General features: G+C 74.0%; 21 protein-coding genes. 19 read left to right on the plus strand and 2 right to left on the minus strand.

Features of this window, described 5'->3' with window-relative positions; all coding sequences use genetic code 11:
• Positions 1-7 precede the first annotated feature (7 nt).
• From ACI79R_RS04730 to ACI79R_RS04740, 3 genes are read left to right on the plus strand one after another with little or no spacing between them, the layout of a single operon-like run.
• The gene (locus tag ACI79R_RS04730; RefSeq protein ID WP_456572425.1) at positions 8-886 is read left to right on the plus strand and encodes a TIGR03619 family F420-dependent LLM class oxidoreductase; all 879 of its coding nucleotides are present in this window, start codon (positions 8-10) and stop codon (positions 884-886) included.
• Between the two features lie 5 nt (positions 887-891).
• Positions 892-1,800: an LLM class F420-dependent oxidoreductase gene (locus ACI79R_RS04735; protein WP_456572426.1), complete on the plus strand. Its 909-nt coding sequence runs from the start codon at positions 892-894 to the stop codon at positions 1,798-1,800.
• 13 nt (positions 1,801-1,813) lie between these two features.
• Positions 1,814-2,629 carry an enoyl-CoA hydratase/isomerase family protein gene (locus tag ACI79R_RS04740; RefSeq protein ID WP_456572427.1) on the plus strand — a complete coding sequence of 272 codons (816 nt, stop codon included), beginning with the start codon at positions 1,814-1,816 and terminating at the stop codon, positions 2,627-2,629.
• Positions 2,630-2,770: 141 nt separating this feature from the next.
• Here ACI79R_RS04740 and ACI79R_RS04745 read toward each other — a convergent pair whose 3' ends face one another.
• On the minus strand, positions 2,771-3,781 hold the full coding sequence (locus ACI79R_RS04745; protein WP_456572428.1) for a TIGR03617 family F420-dependent LLM class oxidoreductase: 1,011 nt from the start codon (positions 3,779-3,781) through the stop codon (positions 2,771-2,773).
• Positions 3,782-3,983: 202 nt separating this feature from the next.
• On the opposite strand from ACI79R_RS04745, the gene ACI79R_RS04750 reads away from it, so the two are divergent.
• The 14 genes from ACI79R_RS04750 (at position 3,984) to ACI79R_RS04815 (ending at position 19,086) form a co-directional block, all read left to right on the plus strand.
• The gene (locus tag ACI79R_RS04750) at positions 3,984-5,162 is read left to right on the plus strand and encodes an acyl-CoA dehydrogenase family protein (protein WP_456572429.1); all 1,179 of its coding nucleotides are present in this window, start codon (positions 3,984-3,986) and stop codon (positions 5,160-5,162) included.
• Between the two features lie 10 nt (positions 5,163-5,172).
• Positions 5,173-6,297, plus strand: coding sequence for an acyl-CoA dehydrogenase family protein (locus ACI79R_RS04755; protein ID WP_456572430.1), 1,125 nt, complete (start codon positions 5,173-5,175; stop codon positions 6,295-6,297).
• Positions 6,290-7,489 carry a CaiB/BaiF CoA transferase family protein gene (locus ACI79R_RS04760; protein WP_456572431.1) on the plus strand — a complete coding sequence of 400 codons (1,200 nt, stop codon included), beginning with the start codon at positions 6,290-6,292 and terminating at the stop codon, positions 7,487-7,489. The genes ACI79R_RS04755 and ACI79R_RS04760 overlap by 8 nt, the downstream gene beginning before the upstream one ends.
• Positions 7,486-8,781, plus strand: coding sequence for a CaiB/BaiF CoA transferase family protein (locus tag ACI79R_RS04765; protein WP_456572432.1), 1,296 nt, complete (start codon positions 7,486-7,488; stop codon positions 8,779-8,781). The genes ACI79R_RS04760 and ACI79R_RS04765 overlap by 4 nt, the downstream gene beginning before the upstream one ends.
• 9 nt (positions 8,782-8,790) lie before the next feature.
• Complete coding sequence (locus tag ACI79R_RS04770) at positions 8,791-9,306, plus strand: FAS1-like dehydratase domain-containing protein (protein ID WP_456572433.1); 516 nt, start codon at positions 8,791-8,793, stop codon at positions 9,304-9,306.
• A gap of 11 nt (positions 9,307-9,317) precedes the next feature.
• Positions 9,318-9,755 (plus strand): hypothetical protein, encoded by a 438-nt coding sequence (locus ACI79R_RS04775; protein ID WP_456572434.1) that lies wholly within the window; start codon positions 9,318-9,320, stop codon positions 9,753-9,755.
• Positions 9,755-10,954, plus strand: coding sequence for a thiolase family protein (locus ACI79R_RS04780; RefSeq protein WP_456572435.1), 1,200 nt, complete (start codon positions 9,755-9,757; stop codon positions 10,952-10,954). Before ACI79R_RS04775 ends, ACI79R_RS04780 begins: the two co-directional genes overlap by 1 nt.
• Positions 10,955-10,956: 2 nt before the next feature.
• Entirely contained in the window at positions 10,957-11,388 is a 432-nt protein-coding gene (locus ACI79R_RS04785; RefSeq protein WP_456572436.1) for a Zn-ribbon domain-containing OB-fold protein, read from the plus strand.
• A gap of 74 nt (positions 11,389-11,462) precedes the next feature.
• The gene (locus ACI79R_RS04790; RefSeq protein ID WP_456572437.1) at positions 11,463-13,076 is read left to right on the plus strand and encodes an ABC transporter substrate-binding protein; all 1,614 of its coding nucleotides are present in this window, start codon (positions 11,463-11,465) and stop codon (positions 13,074-13,076) included.
• A 99-nt stretch (positions 13,077-13,175) separates the two neighbouring features.
• Entirely contained in the window at positions 13,176-14,585 is a 1,410-nt protein-coding gene (locus ACI79R_RS04795) for an amidase (protein ID WP_456572438.1), read from the plus strand.
• A 148-nt stretch (positions 14,586-14,733) separates the two neighbouring features.
• Positions 14,734-15,864: an ABC transporter permease gene (locus ACI79R_RS04800; protein WP_456572439.1), complete on the plus strand. Its 1,131-nt coding sequence runs from the start codon at positions 14,734-14,736 to the stop codon at positions 15,862-15,864.
• Positions 15,857-16,945, plus strand: a complete 1,089-nt coding sequence (locus tag ACI79R_RS04805; RefSeq protein ID WP_456572440.1) for an ABC transporter permease — start codon at positions 15,857-15,859, stop codon at positions 16,943-16,945. Before ACI79R_RS04800 ends, ACI79R_RS04805 begins: the two co-directional genes overlap by 8 nt.
• 9 nt (positions 16,946-16,954) lie before the next feature.
• A complete protein-coding gene (locus tag ACI79R_RS04810) occupies positions 16,955-18,004 on the plus strand; it encodes an ABC transporter ATP-binding protein (RefSeq protein WP_456572441.1) in 1,050 nt (349 codons plus the stop codon).
• Positions 18,004-19,086, plus strand: a complete 1,083-nt coding sequence (locus tag ACI79R_RS04815; RefSeq protein ID WP_456572442.1) for an ABC transporter ATP-binding protein — start codon at positions 18,004-18,006, stop codon at positions 19,084-19,086. Before ACI79R_RS04810 ends, ACI79R_RS04815 begins: the two co-directional genes overlap by 1 nt.
• Positions 19,087-19,159: 73 nt before the next feature.
• On the opposite strand, the gene ACI79R_RS04820 is transcribed toward ACI79R_RS04815, so the two are convergent.
• The gene (locus ACI79R_RS04820; protein WP_456572443.1) at positions 19,160-19,810 is read right to left on the minus strand and encodes a helix-turn-helix transcriptional regulator; all 651 of its coding nucleotides are present in this window, start codon (positions 19,808-19,810) and stop codon (positions 19,160-19,162) included.
• 140 nt (positions 19,811-19,950) lie between these two features.
• Between ACI79R_RS04820 and ACI79R_RS04825 the strand changes: the two genes are divergently transcribed.
• Both ACI79R_RS04825 and ACI79R_RS04830 read left to right on the plus strand, forming a co-directional pair.
• Complete coding sequence (locus ACI79R_RS04825) at positions 19,951-20,904, plus strand: alpha/beta hydrolase (protein ID WP_456572444.1); 954 nt, start codon at positions 19,951-19,953, stop codon at positions 20,902-20,904.
• The gene (locus ACI79R_RS04830) at positions 20,901-22,499 is read left to right on the plus strand and encodes a flavin-containing monooxygenase (protein WP_456572445.1); all 1,599 of its coding nucleotides are present in this window, start codon (positions 20,901-20,903) and stop codon (positions 22,497-22,499) included. Before ACI79R_RS04825 ends, ACI79R_RS04830 begins: the two co-directional genes overlap by 4 nt.
• The last annotated feature ends 14 nt before the right edge of the window (positions 22,500-22,513 follow it).

Raw genomic sequence — 22,513 nt, forward strand, 5'->3', positions numbered from 1 at the left:
CCCGTCCATGCGCACCGGCATCAGCTCACCGATCCTCGCCCTCTCCGGCACCCGGCCGCAGTGGGAGCACGACGCGGGGGTGCCGGAGATCCTGCGGGTGGCGACCACCGCCGACCGGCTGGGCTACGAGTTCCTCACCTGCCCCGACCACGTGGCGGTGCCCCCGGGCATCGAGCGGGGCGAGCAGTTCTACGACCCGCTGGCCACCTTCTCCTTCCTCGCGGGCGTGACCGAGCGGATCCGCTTCCTGCCGTTCGTGCTCGTGCTGCCGCTCTACCACCCGCTGGAGCTGGCCAAGCGGTACGGGACGCTGGACCACCTCAGCGGCGGCCGGCTCACCCTCGGCATCGGGGTGGGCAACCTCGAGGAGGAGTTCGACCTCCTCGGCAGGCCGTTCGCCGACCGCGGAGCGCGCGCCGACGACGCGATGCGCGCGCTGCGGGCCTCGCTCGGCAGGCGCGAGGTGAGCTACTCCGGCGAGTACTACTCGTTCGACCGGTGGGTCGTCCAGCCGCACGCGGCCCAGGAGCGGCTGCCGCTCTGGGTCGGCGGGCACAGCCGCCGGGCGCTGCGCCGCGCGGTGACCCTCGGCGACGGCTGGGCGCCGGCGCCGGTGGCCTTCCGCGGTCCGGACCCCGGGACCCTGCGCAGCATGCTGGCCGAGGTCGACGTGCCCGAGGGCTTCGACGTCCTGGTGGGCTCGGCCCGGCCGCTGGACCCGATGGCCGACGCCCAGGAGGTGCACGACGTGCTCGGCGAGGCGGCCGACGCCGGCGGCACGGTGTTCCGGCTGACCGTCGTCCACGAGTCGCTGGAGCACTACCTCGACCAGCTGGCCGCCTACGCCGAGATCGCCGGGCTGCCCGCCGGCACCCGGGTGCGGTGACCGGCATGCGCACCGGCATGCGCACCGGCATCGCCTCGCCCGTCCTCGCCCTCTCCGGCGGCCGCCCGCGCTGGGAGCACGACGCGGGTGCGCCGGAGATCCTGCGGGTCGCCACCACCGCCGACCGGCTGGGCTACGAGTTCCTCACCTGCCCCGACCACGTGGCGGTGCCGGCCGCGTGGTCGCGGGGGCTGCCGGAGGAGGAGCGCTTCTACGACCCGCTGGCCACCTTCTCCTTCCTCGCCGCGGTGACCGAGCGGATCCGGTTCCTGCCCTTCGTGCTGGTGCTGCCCTACCTGCACCCGCTGGAGGTGGCCAAGCGGTACGGGACGCTGGACCACCTCAGCGGCGGCCGGCTCACCCTCGGCGTCGGCGTGGGGCACCTGGAGGAGGAGTTCGCCCAGCTCGGCGTGCCGTTCGCCGAGCGCGGCCCGCGGACCGACGACGCGCTGCGCGCGCTGCGGGCGGCCTTCGGCAGGCGGGTGGTCAGCTACGCGGGGGAGTACTTCTCCTTCACCGACATGGTCGTCGACCCGCACGGGGTGCAGGAGCGGCTGCCGATCTGGGTCGGCGGGCACACCCGGCGGGCGCTGCGCCGCGCGGTGGAACTCGGCGACGGCTGGGCGCCGGCGCCGGTCGCCTTCCGGGGGCCGGACGCCGGGTCGCTGCGCGCCACGCTGGCCGAGGCGGACCTGCCCGAGGGCTTCGACGTGCTCGTCGGCGCCGCGGCGCCGCTGGACCCGATGGGCTCGCCGGAGGAGGTGCGCGACGTGCTGGGGCAGGTGGCGGAGTCCGGCGGCACGGTGTTCCGGCTGACCGTCGTCCACGACTCGCTGGAGCGCTACCTCGACCAGCTCGCCGCCTACGCCGAGATCGCCGGGCTGCCGGTGGCGGCCGGCGCCGCCGCGCCGTGACACGGCCCTCCGGATGACCCGCCCCTCCGTGCGGCTGGAGGTCGCCGACGGCGTGGCCGTGGTGACCCTCGACCGGCCGGAGAAGCGCAACGCCTTCTCCGCCGGGATGGGCGCGGAGCTGGCCGCGGCCTACCGCGCCTGCGACGCCGACGACGCGGTGCGGGCGGTGGTGCTCACCGGCGCGCCGCCGGCCTTCTGCGCCGGGGCCGACATGAGCGCCGGCGAGGGCACCTTCGCCGCGCCGGAGGACCCGGCGTTCTCCGCCGCGGGCACCGCGATGCCGGCCTGGCGGGTGCGCAAGCCGGTGCTGGCCGCGGTCAACGGGCACGCCCTGGGCATCGGGCTGACCCTCGCTCTCCAGTGCGACCTGCGGTTCATGGCCGCCGAGGCCCGCTACGGCGTGGTCCAGGTGCGCCGCGGGGTGCTCGGCGACGCGTACTCCCACTGGGTGCTGCCGCGGCTGGTGGGCATCGCCGCAGCAGCCGAGATCCTGCTGACCGGCGCGACCTTCGACGGGCACCGGGCGCGCGAGCTCGGCCTGTGCAGCCGGGTGCTCCCGGCCGACGAGGTGCTACCGGCGGCACTGGAGACGGCCCGGGACATCGCCGTCTCGACGGCGCCGGTCGCCGTGGCGGCCAGCAAGGCGCTGCTGTGGTCGTCGTTCCAGTCCGACGCGGCCGCCGTGGAGCGCGGCGAGACCCTCTGGCATCGGCGGCTGATGGGAGGTGACGACGCCCGGGAGGGCGTCCGCGCGTTCCTCGACCGCCGCGCGCCCCGGTGGACCGGCCGGGTCACCGACTGGTCCCTCCCGGAGGAGGGGCCGGGCTGAGGACCGCACGGCGGACACGGCCGGCATCGGTACCGGCCGATCCTCGTGCTCTGCCCACGGTGGTGGGCAGAGCACGAGCGTCCGGAGGGACACACCTGCCGCCCGGCGCGGTGCGGACGCCGGCGGGGCCGGTGGCGGCGGTCAGGCCTCGTGCAGCGCGGCGGCGAGCGCGGCCATCGCCTCCGGGGCCACCTCGTAGCCGGGGAAGTAGACGCAGACCCGCTCGGCGACGTCCCCGAACCGGCGGGCGATCTCGGCGGCGCACTCCTCGGGGGTGCCGCGCACGGCGAACGTCGCGAGCAGCTCGTCGTCGACCAGGGCGGCCATGCCGTCGACGTCCCCGGCGCGGGAGCGGCGGTGCAGCTCCTGCTGGAGGTGCCCGCAGCCCTCCACCTCGAGCACCGGCCGGTAGGCCGGGGTGGCGGCGTAGAACGCGATGAGCCGCCGGGCGCCGTCCGACGCGGCGGAGAGCTCCGCCGGCGTCCGCCCGGTGGCGACCACGACCTGCGGCACGATCGCCAGCTCCCCCTCGGTCCGGCCGGCCCGGGCGAGCCCCTCGGCGACGGCCGGCAGGGTGCGCTCGCGGAAGTGCCGGCTGCTGTGGAAGGGCATCACCAGCAGCCCGTCGGCGACCTCCGCGGCCGCGGCCGTCATGAGCGGACCCAGCGCGCCGAGCAGCACCGGGGGCACGCCGTAGGGGTTGGGCGGGGGAGCGAACATCGGCGGCATGAGCGTGTGCTCGGTGAACTCGCCGCGGAAGGCCGGCGGCCGCTCCTCCTGCCAGGCGGTCAGCAGTTCCCTGACCGCCAGCACCGCCTCCCGCATGCGGGCCGCCGGCCGCGACCAGGTGCTGCCGTAGCGCCGCTCGATGTGCGGGCGGGTCTGCGACCCCAGGCCCAGCCGGAACCGGCCCCGGGACAGCAGTTGCAGGTCGGCGGCGAGGTGCGCGAGGTGCAGCGGGCTGCGCGGCAGCGCGATCGCCACGTTGGTCATCAGGTCGGTCGGCACGACCGGTGCGGTCAGCGCGAGCGGCAGGAACGCGTCGTGCCGGCCCTCGAAGGTGAACACCCCGTCCACGCCCGTGTCGGCGAGCTCGCGCGCCCGGGCGGCCGCGCGGTCGGGCGGCGCGTCGAGCTGCACGTCGACGCGCACGGGGCCTCCTCGGGCGGCGGGACGACCGGACCGGCGGCGTTCCGGCACGGCCCTGGTCAGCGACGGGGTCGGCAATCTAGCATTTGCTTGGTGTGTGCCGCGGGCCACCAGGTGCCTTGACAGCCGGGTCCTGACTCCAGTTGACTCGCTATGCCTGTTCGGCATAGTTCGAACCAAACGGGCGAGCTGAGAGGAGGGGTGGGTGGAGTTCGAGCTGGACGCCGGACAGCGCGCCTGGGTCGAGGAGATCCGCGCCTTCCTGCGGGAGAACGTGACGCCCGAGCTGCGCGCCGAGATGGCCGAGCACGACCTGGAGTTCCCCGGCGGTGAGGTCGCCGCCTTCCGTCGCAAGATCGGCGCCAAGGGCTGGTTCGGCGTGAGCTGGCCCCGGGAGTACGGCGGCCTGGGCCTCAGCCCGGTGCACCTGCACCTGCTCGCCACCGAGTTCGAGTACTGGGGCGTGCCCGGGCCCGACCTCACGGTCACCTCGGTGGCGCCGATGATCATGCGCAACGGCACCGAGCAGAACAAGGCGGAGTTCCTCCCGCCGATCGCCCGCGGCGAGATGATCTGCGCGGTCGGCTACTCCGAGCCCGACGCCGGCACCGACCTCGCCAGCCTGCGCACCCGCGCGGTGCTCGACGGCGACGAGTGGGTCATCAACGGCTCCAAGATCTGGAACAGCGGCGCCCAGCGCTCCACCCACGAGTGGCTCTGCGTGCGCACCGACCCCGACGCCCCGCGGCACAAGGGGATCTCGGTGATCATCGTGCCGATCGACGCGCCGGGCGTGACCATCCGCCCGCTGATCGCGTGGTCGGGCTACCGCACCAACGAGGCGTTCTTCGACGACGTCCGGGTGCCGGCCACCAACCTGATCGGCGAGGTGAACGAGGGGTGGCGGTACATCACCGGCGCCCTCGACCTCGAGCGCGGGGCGCTGACCAACGCCGGCGACCTCCGCCGCGCCGTCGACGACCTGATCGAGGCGGCGTACCGCCCGCTGCCCGACGGCAGCGTGCCGGCCGACCGGCCCGCCGTCCTCGACCGCCTGGCCCGGCTGGACGCCGACGTCGAGGTGGCCACGCTCATGGGCTGGGAGGCCTCCTCGCTCCTGGCCGACGGCACCATCCCGACCGTCGAGGTCAGCACCGAGAAGATCTTCACCAGCGAGCTGCGGCAGCGCATCGCCGACGTCGCGCTGGACCTGTTCGGCCCGGAGGGGCTGCTGGCCCACCGCAACCCCGAGGCCCCCGGCGCGGGCCGCTTCGAGCGGCTGTACCGCGCCGCGCCGCTGCTGCGCTTCGGCGCCGGGACCAACGAGGTGCTGCGCGACGTCATCGCCCAGCGCGGCCACGGCATGCCCGGCTACGGGCGATGAGGGGACACCGATGAGGCTGGTCGCCACGCACGAGGAGCGGGACCTCGCGGCGATGCTGCGCGACCTGCTCACCACGCACTGCCCGACGACGCTGGTGCGCGCGCTGGCCGAGCCGGGCGGCGAGCGGTTCCCCAAGACCCTGTGGTCGGCGCTGGCCTCGGCCGGCGCCCTCGGCCTGGGCATCGCCGAGGAGCACGGCGGCTCCGGGGGTACGCTCGACGACGTCGGCGTCCTCTACCGCGAGGGCGGCCGGGCGCTGTGCCCGACCGTCGTGCACCGCACCGTCGAGCTCGGCCTGGCCCTGGACCTCCTGGGCACCGACGAGCAGCGGGCCCGCGTGCTGCCGCGGCTGTGCGCCGGGGAGCTGCGCGGCACGGTGGCGCTGTGGAACCCGGCCGACGCCGGCGACGTCCGGCCCCGGCTGACCGCCCGCGCGGGCGCCGACGGCGGCCTGGTCGTCGACGGATCGCTGCGCTTCGTGGGTGACGCCGACCTCGCCGACCTGCTGCTGGTCTCCGCCGGCGACGGCGGGCGCTCGGTCGGCCTGCTGGTGCCGGCGTCCGCGCCGGGGCTGCGGATCGAGCCGATGGCCACCAGCGCCGGCGACCGGCTGTCCCGCGTCGTGCTGGACGGCGTCGCGGTGGCCGCCGCCGACGTGCTCGCCGGCCCCGAGGGCGCCGGCCTGGCCGAGGCCGACCTGCGCCGGGCCGCCGACACCGCGATGGCGCTGCAGGCCCTCGACATGGTGGGCGGCGGCGAGGCGGTGCTCGAGCGCACCGTCACCTACACCCGCGACCGCCGGCAGTTCGGCCGGCCGATCGCCTCCTTCCAGGCCGCCCAGCACCTGGTCGCCGACATGCACATCGCGCTGGCCGCCGCCCGGCTGGCCGCGCAGAGCGCCGTCGCGCGGGTGGGCCGCCGGCCCGCGCCGCGGGAGGCGGCGATCGCCGTGCTGCACGCCGGCACCGCCTACCGGCGGATCACCCTCGACGCCCACCAGCTGCACGGCGGGATGGGCTACGTCCTCGAGACCGACCTGCACCTGTGGTCGGAGCGGGCGCGCACGCTGTCGACGCTGGGCGGCGGACCGGACGTCGCCGCCCGCCGGCTGCAGGAGGAGCTGCGCCGTGGCTGAGCCGTCCCGCCAGGTGCTCTCCGGCGTGCGGGTCGTGGACCTGTCGCGCTGGGTGGCCGGTGAGTTCGCCACCAAGCTGTTCGCCGACCTCGGCGCGCAGGTGGACAAGGTGGAGAAGCCGGGGGAGGGCAGCCTCACCCGCGCCTGGGGGCCGTTCCCGGACGACGTCCCCGATCCCGAGCGCAGCGCCCTGTTCCTGCACCTGAACACCAACAAGCGCTCCGTCGCCCTCGACCTGCGGGCCGACGACGACCGCGCGGTGCTCACCGCGATGCTCCGCTCGGCGCACGCGGTGGTGGAGTCCTTCCGGCCCGGCACGCTCGAGCGGCTGGGCCTGGGCCCCGACGAGCTGCGGCGGATCAACCCCCGCCTGGTCGTCACCCGGATCAGCGCGTTCGGCCAGACCGGCCCGTACCGCGACCGCGAGGCCAGCGGCCTGGTGCTGCAGGCCGCCGGCGGGCCGATGAACGCCACCGGCCAGGCCGACCGCGCCCCCCTGCGCAAGCCCGGCCTGCTCGAGCACTACACCGTCGGCCGCAGCGCCGGGCAGGCGACGCTCGCCGCGGTGCTGCGGGCCCGGCGGACCGGCCGGGGCGCCACGATCGACGTCTCCGGGCAGGAGGTGCTGCTGGCCGGCGCCGACCGCCGGGCCTCCTACCTGCTGTCGGCGGCCTACTCGGGCATGACCGCGCCGCGCGGCGCCCGCAGCCCGCACCGGCACGGCGCGACGTTCACCGGCCCGTTCCGCACCTCCGACGGGTTCGTCATGGTCTACGTGACCAACCTGGCGTTCTGGAACCGCTTCGTGCACCTGGTCGGCGCCGACGACCCCGACTTCCGCGCCCGGTACCTCGACCGCCAGCGGGTGGCCGACACCGACCGCGAGGAGTTCCTCGAGTACGTCGCCCGGTGGTTCGCCGTCCGGCCCAAGGTCGAGGTCATGGAGGCGGCCGAGGCCGCCCGCATCCCGGTCACCGCCTACCTGTCGGTGTCGGAGGTGCTGGCCCATCCGCACTTCCGCGGCCGCGGCGCCTTCGTGACCGCCGAGCACCCCGTCGCGGGCACGCTCGAGTACGCCGGCCCGCCCTGGCGGATGGAGCGCGGCTACGCGCTGCGCACCCCTGCGCCGCTGCTGGACCAGCACGGCGCCGACATCCGCGCCGAGCTCGCCGCCGTGGAGGTGGCCCGGTGACCGCGCAGCCGCCGGTCGACCCGGACCTGCCGCTGGCCGGCTACCGCGTCGTCGACCTGACCGTCGTCTGGTCCGGCCCGGGCGCCACCGCGCTGCTGGGCGACCTCGGCGCCGAGGTCATCCGCGTCGAGGGCAACGACCGGCTCAGCCGGCAGGTGTCGTCGAAGGTGACCAAGGAGCTGATCGCGGCCACCGGGTACCACGGGGGCACCTATCCGGACAAGGATCCGGGGGAGCGGCCCTACGACCGCTCCGCGGTGTTCAACTGGCACGCCCGCAACAAGCTCAGCGCCTGCATGAACCTCGACACCCCGGAGGGCCACGAGGCGTTCCTCGAGCTGATCCGGATCAGCGACGTGCTGGTCGAGAACAACTCCAACGGCGTCCTGGAGAAGCTCGGCATCGGGCACGAGCGGCTGCTGGAGGTCAACCCCCGGCTGGTCGTCGCCCGCATGCCGCCGCTCGGGATGACCGGGCCGATGAGCGACTACCTGGGCTACGGGCCGAACTTCAACTCCCTGGTCGGCATCGCCGCGATGGACGGCTACGAGGGCGAGGAGCCCGACTCCGCCGGCGAGAACTACCACATGGACGAGGCCGCACCGGCCGGGCTGGCCTTCGCCGTCCTCGCCGCGCTGTGGGACCGCGAGGAGTCCGGCCGGGGCGGGCTGATCGAGTTCGCGCAGGCCGAGAACGTCATGGCCGAGATCGGCGAGTTCTTCCTCGACCACCAGATGAACGGCCGCGACCCCGAGGTGCTCGGCAACACCGACCCGCACGTGCTGCAGGACGTCTTCGCCGTCGCGGGGGAGGACCGGTGGGTCGCGGTGTCGGTGCGCGACGACCGCGACTGGACGGCGCTGACCGGCGTGCTCGGCGTCCCCGGGCTGGCCGGGCAGGGCCGCGACGCCGCGGCCCGGCGGGCGGCGAGCCGGCCGATCCGCGACGCGATCGCGGCGTGGTGCGCGCCGCGCGGCGCCGAGGAGGTCGTGACCGCGCTGCAGGCCGCCGGCGTGCCCGCCGGGGAGGTCATGAGCGAGCCGCGGCTGCTCGAGGACCCGCACCTGGCCGCCCGCGGCTGGTTCCGCGAGCGCAGCCACCCGGCGATCGGCACGCACCGCTATCCGGGCCACCCGTGGCGCAGCGAGGACTTCGCGCTGCGCTTCGACCGGCCCGTGCCCGGCTTCGGCGAGGACAACGAGTACGTCTACCGGACGCTGCTCGGCTACTCGCCGGAGCGCTACGACGACCTGGTGGCCCGCGGTCTGGTGACCGGCCACCAGCTGGCCTGAGAGGCGCAGATGACCGAGGGCTCCACGACCCCCGACTCCCTGATCCCCGAGGAGGTGGCCGCCCGCGTCGGCACCGTGGCCGCCACCGCGACCGGCGAGGTGAACCGCCGCGAGTGGCAGCGCTGGGCGGTCGCCGTGGGCGACGAGAACCCGCTGTGGTTCGACCCCGAGTACGCCCGCGAGCACGGCTACGCCGACGTCGTCTGCCCGCCGGTCTACCTGCAGTACGCCGTCCTCGGCGTCACGCCGATGCGGGTGCTGCGGGCCGACGGCTCCTCCGGCGCGGCCTCGGGCAACCTCGTGTTCCCCGACGCCCCGCGGCGCATGGCCGGCGGCGAGACGACCACCTGGCACGGCCCGGCGTACCACCGCGACGAGATCACGATGGTCCGCACCGTCGACTCCGTCGTCGAGAAGCAGGGCCGGTCGGGCCGCTTCGTGCTGGTCAGCTGGCGGACCACCTACACCAACCAGCGGCGCGAGCTGGTGGCCGAGGCCGCCACCTCGATGATCGCCCGGCCCTGAGCGGAGGACGCATGAGCGATCAGGTGCACTTCGAGGACGTCGCCGTCGGCGACGAGCTGCCCGCGCTCGTCGTCACCGTCGACGAGACGCAGATGTTCCTGTTCAGCGCCGCCACCTACAACGCCCACCGCATCCACTACGACAAGGCGTGGGCGCGCGACGTCGAGGGCTACGACGACGTGCTGGTGCAGGGGCCGCTGCAGTCGGCGCTGCTGGCCCGCGCGGTCACCGACTGGATCGGCGGCGACGGCCGGCTGGTCACCTACTCCGCGCAGAACCGCGCCGTCGCGCTGCCCGGCCAGGAGCTGACGTTCGGCGGCCGGGTCACCGCCACCCGGCTGGAGGACGGCCGCGGCCTGGTGGACCTGGAGCTCGCCGGCCGGCGCGGGGACGACGTCCTCATGCCCGGCACCGCCACCGTCGCCCTCCCGCTGCGGGACGGCGCCTGATGGGCCTGGCGGGCAAGGCCGCGATCGTCGGCATCGCCGAGCTGCCGGCGGAGAAGAAGCAGACGCGGCCGGCGCAGTTCACCCTCGACCAGTACGCGTCGCTGGCGGCCATGGTGCTCGCCGACGCGGGGCTCGACGCCTCGGTGGTGAACGGCCTGGTCACCCACGGCATCCAGGAATCGGACATGTTCGCCCCGGCGACGCTGTCGGAGTACCTCGGGCTGCCCCTGGACTTCGGCGAGCGCGTCGACCTCGGCGGCGCCACCTCGGCGGGGATGGTGTGGCGGGCCGCGGCCGCCGTCGAGCTCGGCATCTGCCAGGCCGTGCTGTGCGTCGTCCCCGGGTCGCTGGTGCTGCCGCGCTCGACGCGCACCGCCGCGCCCGAGGTCGGCTGGTACGGGGCGTCGAGCAACAAGTACGGCTCGCCGCAGGCGGAGTTCGAGATCCCCTACGGCAACGTCGGGCAGAACGCGCCCTACGCCCAGATCGCCCGGCGCTACGCCGCCGAGTACGGCTACGATCCGCGGGCCACCGCCAAGATCGCCGTCGACCAGCGTGCCAACGCCTGCGCGCACCCCGGCGCGGTCTTCCACGGCAGGCCGATCACCGTCGACGACGTGCTGGCCAGCCCGATGATCGCCGACCCGATCCACATGCTCGAGGTGGTCATGCGGGTGCAGGGCGGCGCCGCCGTCCTCGTCGTCGACGAGTCGCTGGCCCGGCGCAGCGCCAACCGGCCGGTGTGGATCACCGGGTTCGGCGAGCACGTGGCGTTCAAGACGCCGACCTACGCCGAGGACCTCCTGCAGACGCCCATCGCGCGCGCGGCCGACCGGGCCTTCGCGATGGCCGGGGTCTCCCGCGCCGACGTCGACGTCGCGTCGATCTACGACTGCTACACGATCACCGTCCTCATGAGCCTGGAGGACGCCGGCTTCGCCCCCAAGGGCACCGGCATGCAGTGGGTGCTGGAGCACGACCTGACCTGCCGCGGCGATTTCCCGGTCAACACCGCCGGCGGCCAGCTGAGCTTCGGCCAGGCCGGCATGGCCGGCGGCATGCACCACGTGGTCGACGGCGCCCGGCAGGTCATGGGCCGGGCCGGGGACGCCCAGGTCGCCGGCTGCGACACCGCCTTCGTGACCGGCAACGGCGGCATCATGAGCGAGCAGGTCGCCCTGCTCCTGCAGGGGGACTGACCGTGACCGAGAGCAGCACGCCGCGCATGCCCGGGCCCCGCCCGCTGCCCGAGCCCACGCCGGTCTCGCAGCCGTTCTGGGAGGCGCTGGCCGAGCACCGCATCCGCATCCAGTACTCCCCGTCGCTGGGGGAGTACGTCTTCTACCCGCGCACCCTGGCGCCCCGCACGCTCGCCGACGACCTGGAGTGGCGGGAGATCAGCGGCGCCGGGTCGCTCTACACCTACACCGTCGCCGAGCGGCCCACGGCGCCCCCGTGGGCCGACGCGGTGCCGCAGCTGCTGGCCGTCGTCGAGTGGGACGAGGGCCCCCGGTTCAGCACCGAGCTGGTCGACGTCGCGCCGGCCGACATCTCCATCGGGATGCGCGTGGTGCCGGTGTTCTGCGACGTGCCGGAGCAGGGCGTCACGCTGCTCCGCTACCGACCGGAGTGATCGACAGAACTATTCCTTTTAGATATGGTCCGGCGCGATCGCCCCAACGGTGGGGTGCCAGTCAGGAGAGATCGATGAACCGAGGAAGGACCCACGCGCTGCGCTCCGTCATCGCAGCGTTCGCCGTGGCCGGGCTCGTCGCCGGCTGCTCGTCGTCGTCCGAGGAGGACTCGGCCGACCAGCCGCAGGACCGCACCGAGAGTCCCTACACCGAGGGCATCATCGGCGAGGACTCCGGCGGCGATCCGGTCGACGGCGGCACCTTCGACTTCGCCGCCTTCGCCGAGCCGAGCTCGCTGGACCCCGCCAAGACGATCGTGTCGGCCACCACGGGCGGCATCGAGATGGTCAACATCTACGACCAGCTGATGCGCTACGACAGCGAGTCCGGTGAGTTCGTCCCGCAGATGGCCGAGTCGCTCGAGGCCAACGAGGACAACACCCAGTTCACCCTGACGCTGCGCGAGGGCGTGACCTTCAGCGACGGCACCCCGCTGGACTCCGCCGCGGTCAAGGCCAGCCAGGAGCGCTACGTGGCCAACCGCGGGCCGGAGTCGGCGGTCTGGGCGGGCAACGTCACCGGCATCGAGACCCCGGACGCCAGCACCGTCGTCTACACGCTGAACAAGTCCTACGCGGCCTTCCCGAGCATCCTCAGCACCGGCCCCGGCCTGATCGTGGCCCCGGCGGCCTACGCCACCGCGACGTTCACCCCGATCGGCGCCGGTCCGTTCGTGCTCGACCACTGGTCGCCCCAGGAGGAGCTGGTCCTGCGGGCCAACGACGCGTACTGGAACGGCCGTCCGCACCTGGACGAGATCCGCTCGGTCTTCCTCTCCGACCAGCAGGCCGCGCTGGACTCGATGGCCAGCGGCGCCATCGACTCGGCGCTCATCCGTGACCCCGACAAGGTCGACAACTTCCTCGAGGACGGTGGCCACGGCTACCTGTCGATGGTCGCCGCGTCCAACGTGGCCCTGATCAACACCGCCGAGGGCCGTCCGGGCGCCGACCTGCGGGTCCGCCAGGCGCTGGCCATGGGCATCGACCCCGAGCTGATCCAGCAGCGGGCCTACGAGGGCTACGGCCTCTACGGCTCGACGTTGTTCCAGGACTACTCGCGCTGGCACACCGAGACCGAGGGCCTCGGGTACGACCCCGACCAGGCCCGGCAGCTGCTCGAGGAGGCCAAGGCCGACGGCTACGACGGCGTCATCCAGTACCTCGACGCCTCCGACCCGGCCTCCCGCGCCACCGGCCTGGCCCTGAAGGCCAGCCTCGAGGCGATCGGCTTCACCGTGGAGCTGGACAACGTCCGCACCGTCGCCGACCAGATCGCCCGCATCGGCGCGCAGCGCGACTACGACATCGTCGGCTGGGGGAACAGCTACCGCGAGGGTGACCCCTACGTGAAGCTGTTCTCCACCCTGCACAGCTCCGGCACCCAGACCTACGGCGGCTACACCAGCCCCGAGATGGACGCCCTCATCGAGGAGTTCCAGGCCGCGGGCACCTACGAGGAGCAGCTGGAGATCATGGACCGGATCCAGCAGCAGATCAACGAGACGGTGCCCTTCCTCAACTGGGGCCCGTTCGCCGAGGTCATCGCGTGGAACGACAACGTCCACGGTGTCGTCGGCACGATGAGCTCGATGGTGCTGCTCGACAAGGCGTGGATCGAGGAGTGACCCCCGCTCCCTGACCGACGCGGTCGCCCGGTGGTCCCTCGCGGGACCGCCGGGCGACCCGTCCGTCCCGCCCCTGGTCCGCACCACCCCGGAGGTCCCGTGGACGACGCCATCGCGACCGCCGCCGCCGTCCGCGCCGGCACGGTCAGCCCCCGCGAGGTGGTCGCGGCCGCGATCGACCGGATCGAGACCACCGGCCGCCTGCTGGGGGCGGTCGTGTACGAGCGCTTCGAGGCCGCGCTCGCCGAGGTCGACGCCGGCCTCCCCGACGGGCCGTTGCGCGGCGTGCCGGTGCTGGTCAAGGACCTCGGCTGCTCCGTCGCCGGACTTCCCTACAGCGGCGGCAGCCGGCTGTTCGCCGGCTCGGTGGGCCGGGTCGACAGCGTGCTGGTCAGCCGCTACCGCGCGGCCGGCATGGTCGTGCTCGGCTCCACCACCACCCCCGAGCTCGGCCGCAGCACCAGCACCGAGCCGCTGCTGCACGGTCCGGCCCGCAACCCCTGGGACCCCGCGCACTCGACCGGCGGATCCAGCGGCGGCTCGGCCGCCGCGGTCGCCGGCGGCCTGGTGCCGGTCGCCCACGCCACCGACGGCGGCGGATCGATCCGCATCCCCGCCGCGATGTGCGGCCTGGTGGGGCTCAAGCCCACCCGCGGGCTGGTGCCCACCTGGCCGGAGCCCACCACGCTGTCCTCGCCGCTGGGCGTGCACCACGCGGTGACCCGCACCGTGCGCGACAGCGCGCTGCTGCTCGACCTCGCCGCTCGGCGGATGCCCGGCGAGCCCCCGATCGGCCCGGAGGGCGGCCACCTCGCCGCGCTGGCCACCGGCCCCGGCCGGCTGCGGATCGCGGTCACGACGACGACGCAGGACGGCGCCCCGGCCGACCCCGCGGTCGCCGCGGCCGTCGAGCGCACCGCCGCGGTGCTCGCCGACCTCGGGCACGCCGTGGTCGAGGCCCGCCCGCCGTGGGAGACCGCCGCCGTCGGCGCCGCGATGAACACGATGTTCCGCGTCGACCTCGTCGGCACGGTGCGCCGCCGGCTGGCCGAGCTCGGCCGCGAGCTGCTCGAGGACGACCTCGAGCCCTGGACCCACCTGCTCCACCAGCGGGGCAGCGGGCTGACGGCCGGCGATCTCGAGGAGGCGCTGCGCACCGCCGAGCGCACCGCGTGGGCGATGGGGGAGTTCCTCACCGCGCACGACGTGCTGCTGTCGCCGGTGATCCGGCCGCGGGTACCGCTGCTGGGCCACCTGGACCCGACCGACCCGGCGTCGATGGGGGAGCGGTTCGGCGACTTCTGGCAGTTCACCGGCGTCTTCAACGTGACCGGCCAGCCGGCCGTCGCGGTGCCCGCCGGCCAGGACCCCGACGGCCTGCCGATCGGGGTGCAGCTGGGCGGCGACGCGGGCACCGAGCGCCGCCTGCTGGCGGTCGCGGCCCAGCTCGAGGAGGCTGCGCCGTGGCCGCTCACCGCCCCGCCGGAGCGGCTCCGCGCCCTCGGGTGATGCTTGTCAGGAGTATTCCTAGTAGATAGTGTTTCGCGGACGGACGACGTCCGCGGCGGCCTCCCCGACACCGGCGTCCCCGGGGGATCGCACCGGCCCGGGACGCCGGGGACGTCGGGGCCCCCGGGCTCCGCGGAGGGAGGCCACCGTGCCACGGTCGACGGCCTGGCGGAGCGTGCTCCGGCCGCTGTCCCGGACGCAGGTGGCGGCCATGTCGCTGTCCGCGCCGGCGCCGGCGGAGTCCGCGCCGGCCCCCGGCGGCTCGACCGCCGCACCGGGCGCACCGGATCCGGCGGCCCGGCGCCGCCGTCGCAGCAGCGGCGGGCCGCTGCGCATCCTCGGCCGCCGGCTCGCCGAGCTCGTCGCCGTCCTCGCGGTGGTCAGCTTCGGCACGTTCCTGCTCGTGTCGCTCATCCCGACCGACCCGGCGGTGTCGATCCTCGGCGAGGGCCGGACGCCGGAGGAGTACGCCGCCGTCCGCGAGGAGCTCGGTCTCGACGACCCGCTGCTCGAGCGGTACGGCCGCTGGCTGGGCAACGCCCTCGGCGGCGACCTCGGCGACCAGGTGGTGCCGCCCTACGCCGACATCATGGACCGGATCGTCAACGCCCTGCCGGTCAGCGTGGAGATCGCCGTGCTCGGCATGGCGATGGCCATCGTCTTCTCGGTGCCGCTGGCCATGTGGTCGGCCCAGCACGCCGGTGGCCGCGTCGACCGCGTCATCAGCGCGGCCAGCTTCGCCGTCCTGTCGGTGCCGAGCTTCCTCGCCGGCCTGCTGATCATCATGATCTTCGCCAACGGGCTGGGCTGGTTCCCGCGGGGGCAGTGGGCGCGGATCGGGGAGGGCCTGGGCGACAACCTGTACCACGCCTTCCTCCCCGCGCTGGTCATCGCGCTTGCGGAGACGGCCACCTTCACCCGCATCCTGCGCAACGACCTGATCACCACGCTGCAGGAGGACTTCATCCTCGCGGCGAAGGCCAAGGGCATGGGCTCCTGGCACATCCTGTTCCGCGACGCGCTGCGGCCGTCGTCGTTCTCGCTGCTGACCCTGATGGGCATCAGCCTCGGCCGGCTGATCGGCAGCACGGTGATCGTCGAGTACCTCTTCGCGCTGCCGGGGATGGGCTCGCTGGTCATCGGCGCGGCCAACACCGGTGACTTCATGACCGTCCAGGGCGCGGTGCTGGTCATCGCCGTCATCTACGTCGTCGTCAACGCCCTGATCGACCTGTCGTACGGGTACCTCGACCCCCGCATCCGGAGGGCCCATGTCTGAGATCGTCGCGCTCTCGCCGGCCTCCACCGACCCGGCGACCGCCGACCCCGTCGCCGCTCCCGAGGCACCGGTCGCGCGGTCGCGCGCCCACCTGTGGCGCGGGCTGGCGCTCGCCGTCGCCGGCCTGGCCGGCACCGTCGTCGCGCTCACCTACGAGCGGCAGGGCGGCTGGAGCCAGTTCTTCCTCGTGGTGGCCGCCCTGGTCGTCACCTACCTGGGGGCGGTGCAGCTGGGCCGGTACCGCTTCGGGCGCACCTTCGACCTGCTGTCGTGGCTGTGCATCGCCTGGCTGGTGATCCTGGTGCTGGCCGCGATCCTGGCGCCGCTGCTGCCGCTGGGCGAGCACCTGGACATCGCCGCGACCCTGCGCAACCCCTCCTACGCCGAGCCCGACCTGCAGAGCGAGTACCCGCTCGGCACCAACAACTTCGGGCTGGACCTGCTCGCCCGCGTCGTCTACGGCGCCCGGGCCTCGCTGGTCGTGGCGATCGGCGCGGTGCTGCTCGGGATGGTCGTCGGCGGGGCCATCGGCATCGCCGCGGGCTACTTCCGCAAGGCCACCGACACCATCGCCGGCATCTTCACCAACTCGCTGCTCGCGGTGCCGCCGCTGATCCTGCTCATCGCCCTGGCCACCGTGCTGGAGCCGACGCTGCGCAACATCGCCTTCGCCCTGTCCCTGCTGGCCCTGCCGAGCATGATCCGCATGGCCCGGGCGAGCACGATGAGCTTCGTCCAGCGCGAGTTCGTGCTGGCCAGCAAGGCGATGGGCGCCTCGCACTGGCGGGTCATGCTGCGCGAGCTGCTGCCCAACGTGCTCCTGCCGCTGGCCAGCTACGGCATGGTCATGGTGTCGGTGCTGATCGTGGCCGAGGCGTCGCTGAGCTTCCTCGGGCTGGGCATCGAGGCCCCGGCGCCGTCCTGGGGCAACATGATCGCCGAGGGCGAGGGCGACACCTTCGAGGAGTACCCGCACATCGTGCTGGTCCCCGGGATCGTGCTGTTCCTGACCGTCTTCTCCTTCAACCTGCTGGGGGAGAAGGCGCGCAAGCGCTTCGACTCCCGCGCGGCCAAGATCTAGGAGCCGCAGATGACCACCAGTACCGCCGTCCTCGACGCGCCCTCGCCGGGCACCCCGGACGGGCCGCTGCTCGTCGTCGACGACCTGCACACGGTGATCCACACCGCCCGCGGCGACCTGCGCGCCGTCGACGGGGTCTCCCTGACCCTCGGCCGCGGGGAGACCCTCGGCATCGTCGGGGAGTCCGGCTCCGGCAAGTCGGTGCTCGGCCGCACGATCATGGGGCTGCACACCACCGGCCCGCTCACCACGATCACCGGCTCGGTGCGCTTCGGCGGCCGCGAGGTGCACGGCATGTCGCCCAAGCAGCTGCGCGAGCTGTGGGGCGCCGAGATCGGCATGGTCTTCCAGGACCCGATGACCGCGCTCAACCCGGTCAAGAAGGTCGGGGTGCACCTCACCGAGAGCCTGCAGAAGCACCGCGGCCTCAACCGCGCGCAGGCCCGGGAGCGGGCGGTCGAGCTGCTCGGCCTCGTCGGCATCCCCGATCCGCGCCGGCGCATCGACCAGTACCCGCACGAGCTCTCCGGCGGCATGCGCCAGCGCGTGGTCATCGCCATGGCGCTGGCCAACGAGCCGGCGCTGCTCATCGCCGACGAGCCGACGACGGCGCTCGACGTCACCGTGCAGCGGCAGATCCTCGACCTGCTCGACCGGCTGCAGGCCGAGCTCGGCATGGCCGTGATCCTGATCAGCCACAACCTCGGCGTCGTCGCCGGGCGGGCCGACCGCGTGGCGGTCATGTACGCCGGGCGGATCGCCGAGACGGCCCCGGCCGCGGAGCTGTTCGGGGCGCCGCACCACCCCTACACCGAGGCGCTGCTGTCGGCGATCCCGCGGCTGGAGCAGGCGCCGCACGTGCGGCTGGAGGCCATCGACGGCGCGCCGCCGAACATGCTGCGGCCGCCGGCGGGCTGCCGGTTCGCGCCCCGCTGCCGCTACGCGCAGGACGACTGCCGCAGCGTCGTCCCGCCGCTGGACGGCGAGCTCGGGTCCGGGATCACCGCGCCCGGGCACGCGTTCGCCTGCCACCACCCCGTCAACATCGGAGGACGCTGATGGCCGGCACCGGCACCGCACACCTGCGGGGGTCCGAGGAGCGCGTGCTCGAGGTCGAGGACCTCGTCGTGGAGTTCCCGGCCAAGGGCGGGCGGACGGTGCACGCGGTGTCGGGCATCAGCTTCGACCTGCTCGACGGCGAGACCCTCGGGATCCTCGGGGAGTCCGGCTGTGGCAAGTCCAGCGCCGGCAAGGCCCTCATGCAGCTCCCGCCGCCCACCTCCGGCGCGGTGCGCCTGGCCGGTGAGGAGCTGACCGGGCTGAAGTCGGCCCGGCTGCGCCGCCGCCGCGCGAAGATGCAGATGATCTTCCAGGACCCGGTCTCGTCGCTGAACCCGCGGCGCAAGGTCAAGGACCTCGTCGCCGAGGGGCCCCGGATCTGGGGCCGGCCGGTCGGCAAGGAGCAGATCGAGGAGGTCCTGCGTGCGGTCGGCCTGGACCCGCAGGTGGTCTGGGACCGGCGCCCCCACGAGCTCTCCGGCGGGCAGTGCCAGCGGGTGAGCATCGCGCGGGCGCTCATGCAGGACCCGCGGGTGCTCATCTGCGACGAGCCCGTCTCCAGCCTCGACGTCTCGGTGCAGGCGCAGATCCTCAACCTGCTCGAGGAGACCAAGAGCCGCTACCGGCTGAGCATGATCTTCATCGCGCACGACCTCGCGGTCGTGAAGAACATCAGCGACCGGATCATGATCATGTACCTGGGCAAGGTCTGCGAGATCACGCCCTCGGGCCGGCTGGCCGGACACGCCCTGCACCCCTACACGAGGCTGCTGCTGGACTCCGTGCCCGAGGCGCACCTGCCCGACGCGGAGATCACCACCGAGCGCATCACCGCGACCTCCAGCGAGCTGCCCTCGCCGCTGGACCCGCCCAGCGGCTGCCGGTTCCGCACGCGCTGCCCCTTGGCCACCGAGCGCTGCACGGTGGAGGAGCCGGTCCTGCGCGACGTCGGCGACGGCCAGTACGTGGCCTGCCACAACGTCGCGGTCGAGACGGCGGTCCCCGGCGCCGCGGCGACCGGCGCGGCGGTGCCGGCCCCGGTGCCGGTGACCCCGGCGGCCGCCGACGGCCTGCGCGTCTGACCCCCGGACGACGGAACGGGCCGGCATCCCCCCTCGGGGATGCCGGCCCGTTCCCTGTCCGCCGGTCGTCGGCTCAGACGGTGTGCTGGCGCAGCTCCTCGGACGTGCGGCGGGCCGCCTCGCGCCGCCGGGAGGCCGTGCTGCGCTTGCGGGCCACCTGGTCGAGCTCGGCCAGCATCGTGTCGGCCCGGTCGCGCTCGTCGGCGTAGTACCGCTCGGCCCACCGCAGCACCATCTCCGGATAGGCCCAGCCGGGCACCTCGGAGGCGCCCTCCGCGTCGGCCACGGCGCGCACCCGCATCTTCTCCGACTGCGCGCGGTGCTCCAGCAGCATCGAGCGCAGGTGCTCGGGGTCGCTGGCGTGACCCAGCCACATCCGCAGCATCACGCCGTGCTTGAGCACCGCCGGCTCGACCGGCGCGTCGTTGGCCCAGCGGGTGACGGCCTCCTCGCCGGCGGGGGTGATCGAGTACAGCCGCTTGCCGCGGACGTCGTCCTTGGTGACGACCCGCGAGGTGGCGTACCCGATCTCCTCGAGCCGGCGCAGCTCGCCGTAGATCTGGCTGTAGGAGGGCGCCCAGTAGAAGAAGCGCAGGCTCCAGTCGGCCCACTTCTTCAGGTCGTACCCGGACAGCTCCTCGCCGAAGGACAGCAGGCCGAGGACCGCCCAGCTGGTCGGGCGCAGCGAGGGGCCCGGGTCGTCGGTCTCCTGGTCGGATGCCATCTCCGCACCCTCCCTCTCAGTGCCCGGCAACGGATCGCCAGACCTTAACCGACGGAACGTGCCCGTTCCGCGGGAAACGCTCCTTGCATCGGTGCATGCCGAATAGTAATACTCCTGACGAGACGAGAGGGGCGTGCACGGTGCTCGACGACGAGGTCACCCGGATGCTGGAACTGCTCGACGGCGGCTTCCCCCGGGTGCACGAGATGACCGGCCCCGAGGCCCGCGCGGCGGTGGCCGCCCGCGCCCAGCCGGTGGACAACCTGGACGACGTCCGCAGCGCAGAGGACGTGCTGGTGCCGACCGCCGAGGGGCCGGTGCCGGTCCGCGTCTACCGGCCGCACGGCGAGGTCGACGCCCCCCTGCCGGTGGTGCTGTTCTTCCACGGCGGCGGCTTCGTCTTCTGCAGCCTCGACAGCCACGACGGGTTCTGCCGGCGGGTGGCCAAGAACACCGGCGCGCTCGTCGTCTCCGTCGACTACCGGCTGGCCCCCGAGCATCGCGCGCCGGCCGCGGCGCGCGACGCCCACGCCGCCCTGTGCTGGGTGGCCGAGAACGCCGTCGAGCTGGGTGCCGACCCGACCCGGATCGTGACGATGGGCGACAGCGCCGGGGGGAACCTGGCCGCCGTCGTCTGCCTCATGGCCCGCGACCTCGGCGGCCCCCGCCCGGCCGGCCAGGTGCTGGCCTATCCGGTGATCGAGCCCGACTTCGACACCCCCAGCTACCAGCGCTACGCCACCGGGCACTTCAACACCCGGGCGGCGATGCAGTGGTACTGGGAGCAGTACCTCGGTGGCGCCGACGTCCCCGAGCCGGCGGCGTACGTCGCCCCGCTCCGGGCCGACAGCCACGCCGGGCTGCCGCCCGCGGTCGTGGTCACCGCCGGCCGCGACCCGCTGTGCAGCGAGGGCGAGAGCTACGTCGCCGCCCTGCGCCGGGCCGGCGTCCCGGTGCGCCACCGGCACTACCCCGAGCTCTTCCACGGCTTCCTGACCCTCGCGGCGTTCGGGCCGGCGATCGCCGCCCGCGAGCTGCTGTGGGCCGACGTCGCCGGGCTGCTGTCGCACTCCTCCGAGAGGGAATCCGCATGACCCCGACCACCTGCGACGTCCTCGTCGTCGGCGCCGGCTTCGCCGGCATGTACGCCGTCCACCGCGCCGTCTCCTCCGGCTACACCACCGTCGGCATCGAGGCCGCCCCCGGGGTCGGCGGCACCTGGTACTGGAACCGCTACCCCGGTGCCCGCTGCGACGTCGAGAGCGTCGACTACTCCTACTCCTTCGATCCGCAGCTGCAGGAGGAGTGGGTCTGGTCGGAGCGCTACGCGACCCAGCCGGAGATCCTCCGCTACGCCGAGCACGTGGCCGACCGGTACGACCTCCGCCGGCACTTCCGCTTCGGCCAGCGGGTGGTGAGCGCCCACTTCGACGACGACTCGGCCACCTGGCTGGTCACCACCGACGCCGGCGAGGCCGTCCGCGCCCGCTGGGTGCTGTTCGCCACCGGCTGCCTCTCCGCCCCGAACAAGCCCGACATCCCCGGCGTCGACGACTTCGCCGGCGAGGTGCTGTTCACCGCGCAGTGGCCGGAGGAGGGCCTGGACCTCGCCGGCAAGCGCGTCGGCGTCATCGGCACCGGGTCCTCGGGCATCCAGTCCATCCCGATCCTCGCCGAGTCCGCCGCGCACCTGACGGTCTTCCAGCGGTCGGCGAACTACAGCGTCCCGGCGTTCAACCGGCCGCTGACCGAGGAGGAGCAGGTCGAGATCCGGCGCACCTACGCCCAGCGCCGGGCCAAGTCGTGGAACAGCCCGGCCGGCACCCCGCACGACGCCTATCCCCGCGAGGCCTTCGAGGTGGACGAGGAGGAGCGGCGGGCCGCCTTCGAGGCCCGCTGGCAGCAGGGTGGCGTGCTCTTCGGCAAGACCTTCCCGAAGCAGACGGTCGACCCGGCGGTCAACGACCTCGCCCGGGAGTTCGCCGAGGCCAAGATCCGCTCCGTCGTCCGCGATCCGCAGGTCGCCGAGGACCTCATCCCGACCGACCACCCGATCGGCACCAAGCGGATCTGCACCGACAGCGGCTACTACGAGACGTTCAACCGCGAGAACGTCACGCTGGTCAACCTGCGCCGCGACCCGATCACCGAGATCACCGCCTGGGGCGTGAAGACCCGGACCCGCTCGGTCGAGCTCGACGTGCTCGTCTTCGCCACCGGCTTCGACGCGATGACGGGGGCGCTGACCCGCATCGACGTCCGCGGCCCGCGCGGGGACCGGCTGGCCGACCTGTGGGCCGAGGGCCCGGTGACCTACCTGGGCGTGGCCGTCCCGGGCATGCCGAACCTGTTCAGCCTGTCCGGCCCGGGCAGCCCGTCGGTGCTGGTCAACATGGTGCTGTCGGCCGAGCAGCAGGCCGACTGGGTGCTGGACCTGGTCCGGTACAGCGACGAGCACGGCTACACGCGGGTGGAGCCGCGCCGCGACGCCGCGGAGAACTGGTCGCGGCACGTCGACGAGGTGGCGCACACGACGCTGTTCACGCAGGCCGACTCCTGGTACCTCGGCGCCAACATCGAGGGCAAGAGCCGCGTCTTCATGCCCTACATCGGGGGCTTCGCCACCTACATCGGCCACTGCGGCGCCGTCCGGGAGAAGGACTACGCCGGGTTCGTCCTCGGCTCGTGAGCCCGTCCCCGCCC

The organism is Blastococcus sp. SYSU D00820 (assembly GCF_054050695.1).

Coding starts and splice junctions, on each gene's coding strand:
- ACI79R_RS04730 (WP_456572425.1), top strand. CDS start 8: ATGCGCACCGGCATCAGCTCACCGATCCTCGCCCTCTCCGGCACCCGG.
- ACI79R_RS04735 (WP_456572426.1), top strand. CDS start 892: ATGCGCACCGGCATGCGCACCGGCATCGCCTCGCCCGTCCTCGCCCTC.
- ACI79R_RS04740 (WP_456572427.1), top strand. CDS start 1,814: ATGACCCGCCCCTCCGTGCGGCTGGAGGTCGCCGACGGCGTGGCCGTG.
- ACI79R_RS04755 (WP_456572430.1), top strand. CDS start 5,173: ATGAGGCTGGTCGCCACGCACGAGGAGCGGGACCTCGCGGCGATGCTG.
- ACI79R_RS04770 (WP_456572433.1), top strand. CDS start 8,791: ATGACCGAGGGCTCCACGACCCCCGACTCCCTGATCCCCGAGGAGGTG.
- ACI79R_RS04775 (WP_456572434.1), top strand. CDS start 9,318: ATGAGCGATCAGGTGCACTTCGAGGACGTCGCCGTCGGCGACGAGCTG.
- ACI79R_RS04780 (WP_456572435.1), top strand. CDS start 9,755: ATGGGCCTGGCGGGCAAGGCCGCGATCGTCGGCATCGCCGAGCTGCCG.
- ACI79R_RS04790 (WP_456572437.1), top strand. CDS start 11,463: ATGAACCGAGGAAGGACCCACGCGCTGCGCTCCGTCATCGCAGCGTTC.
- ACI79R_RS04805 (WP_456572440.1), top strand. CDS start 15,857: ATGTCTGAGATCGTCGCGCTCTCGCCGGCCTCCACCGACCCGGCGACC.
- ACI79R_RS04810 (WP_456572441.1), top strand. CDS start 16,955: ATGACCACCAGTACCGCCGTCCTCGACGCGCCCTCGCCGGGCACCCCG.
- ACI79R_RS04815 (WP_456572442.1), top strand. CDS start 18,004: ATGGCCGGCACCGGCACCGCACACCTGCGGGGGTCCGAGGAGCGCGTG.
- ACI79R_RS04820 (WP_456572443.1), bottom strand. CDS start 19,810: ATGGCATCCGACCAGGAGACCGACGACCCGGGCCCCTCGCTGCGCCCG.
- ACI79R_RS04830 (WP_456572445.1), top strand. CDS start 20,901: ATGACCCCGACCACCTGCGACGTCCTCGTCGTCGGCGCCGGCTTCGCC.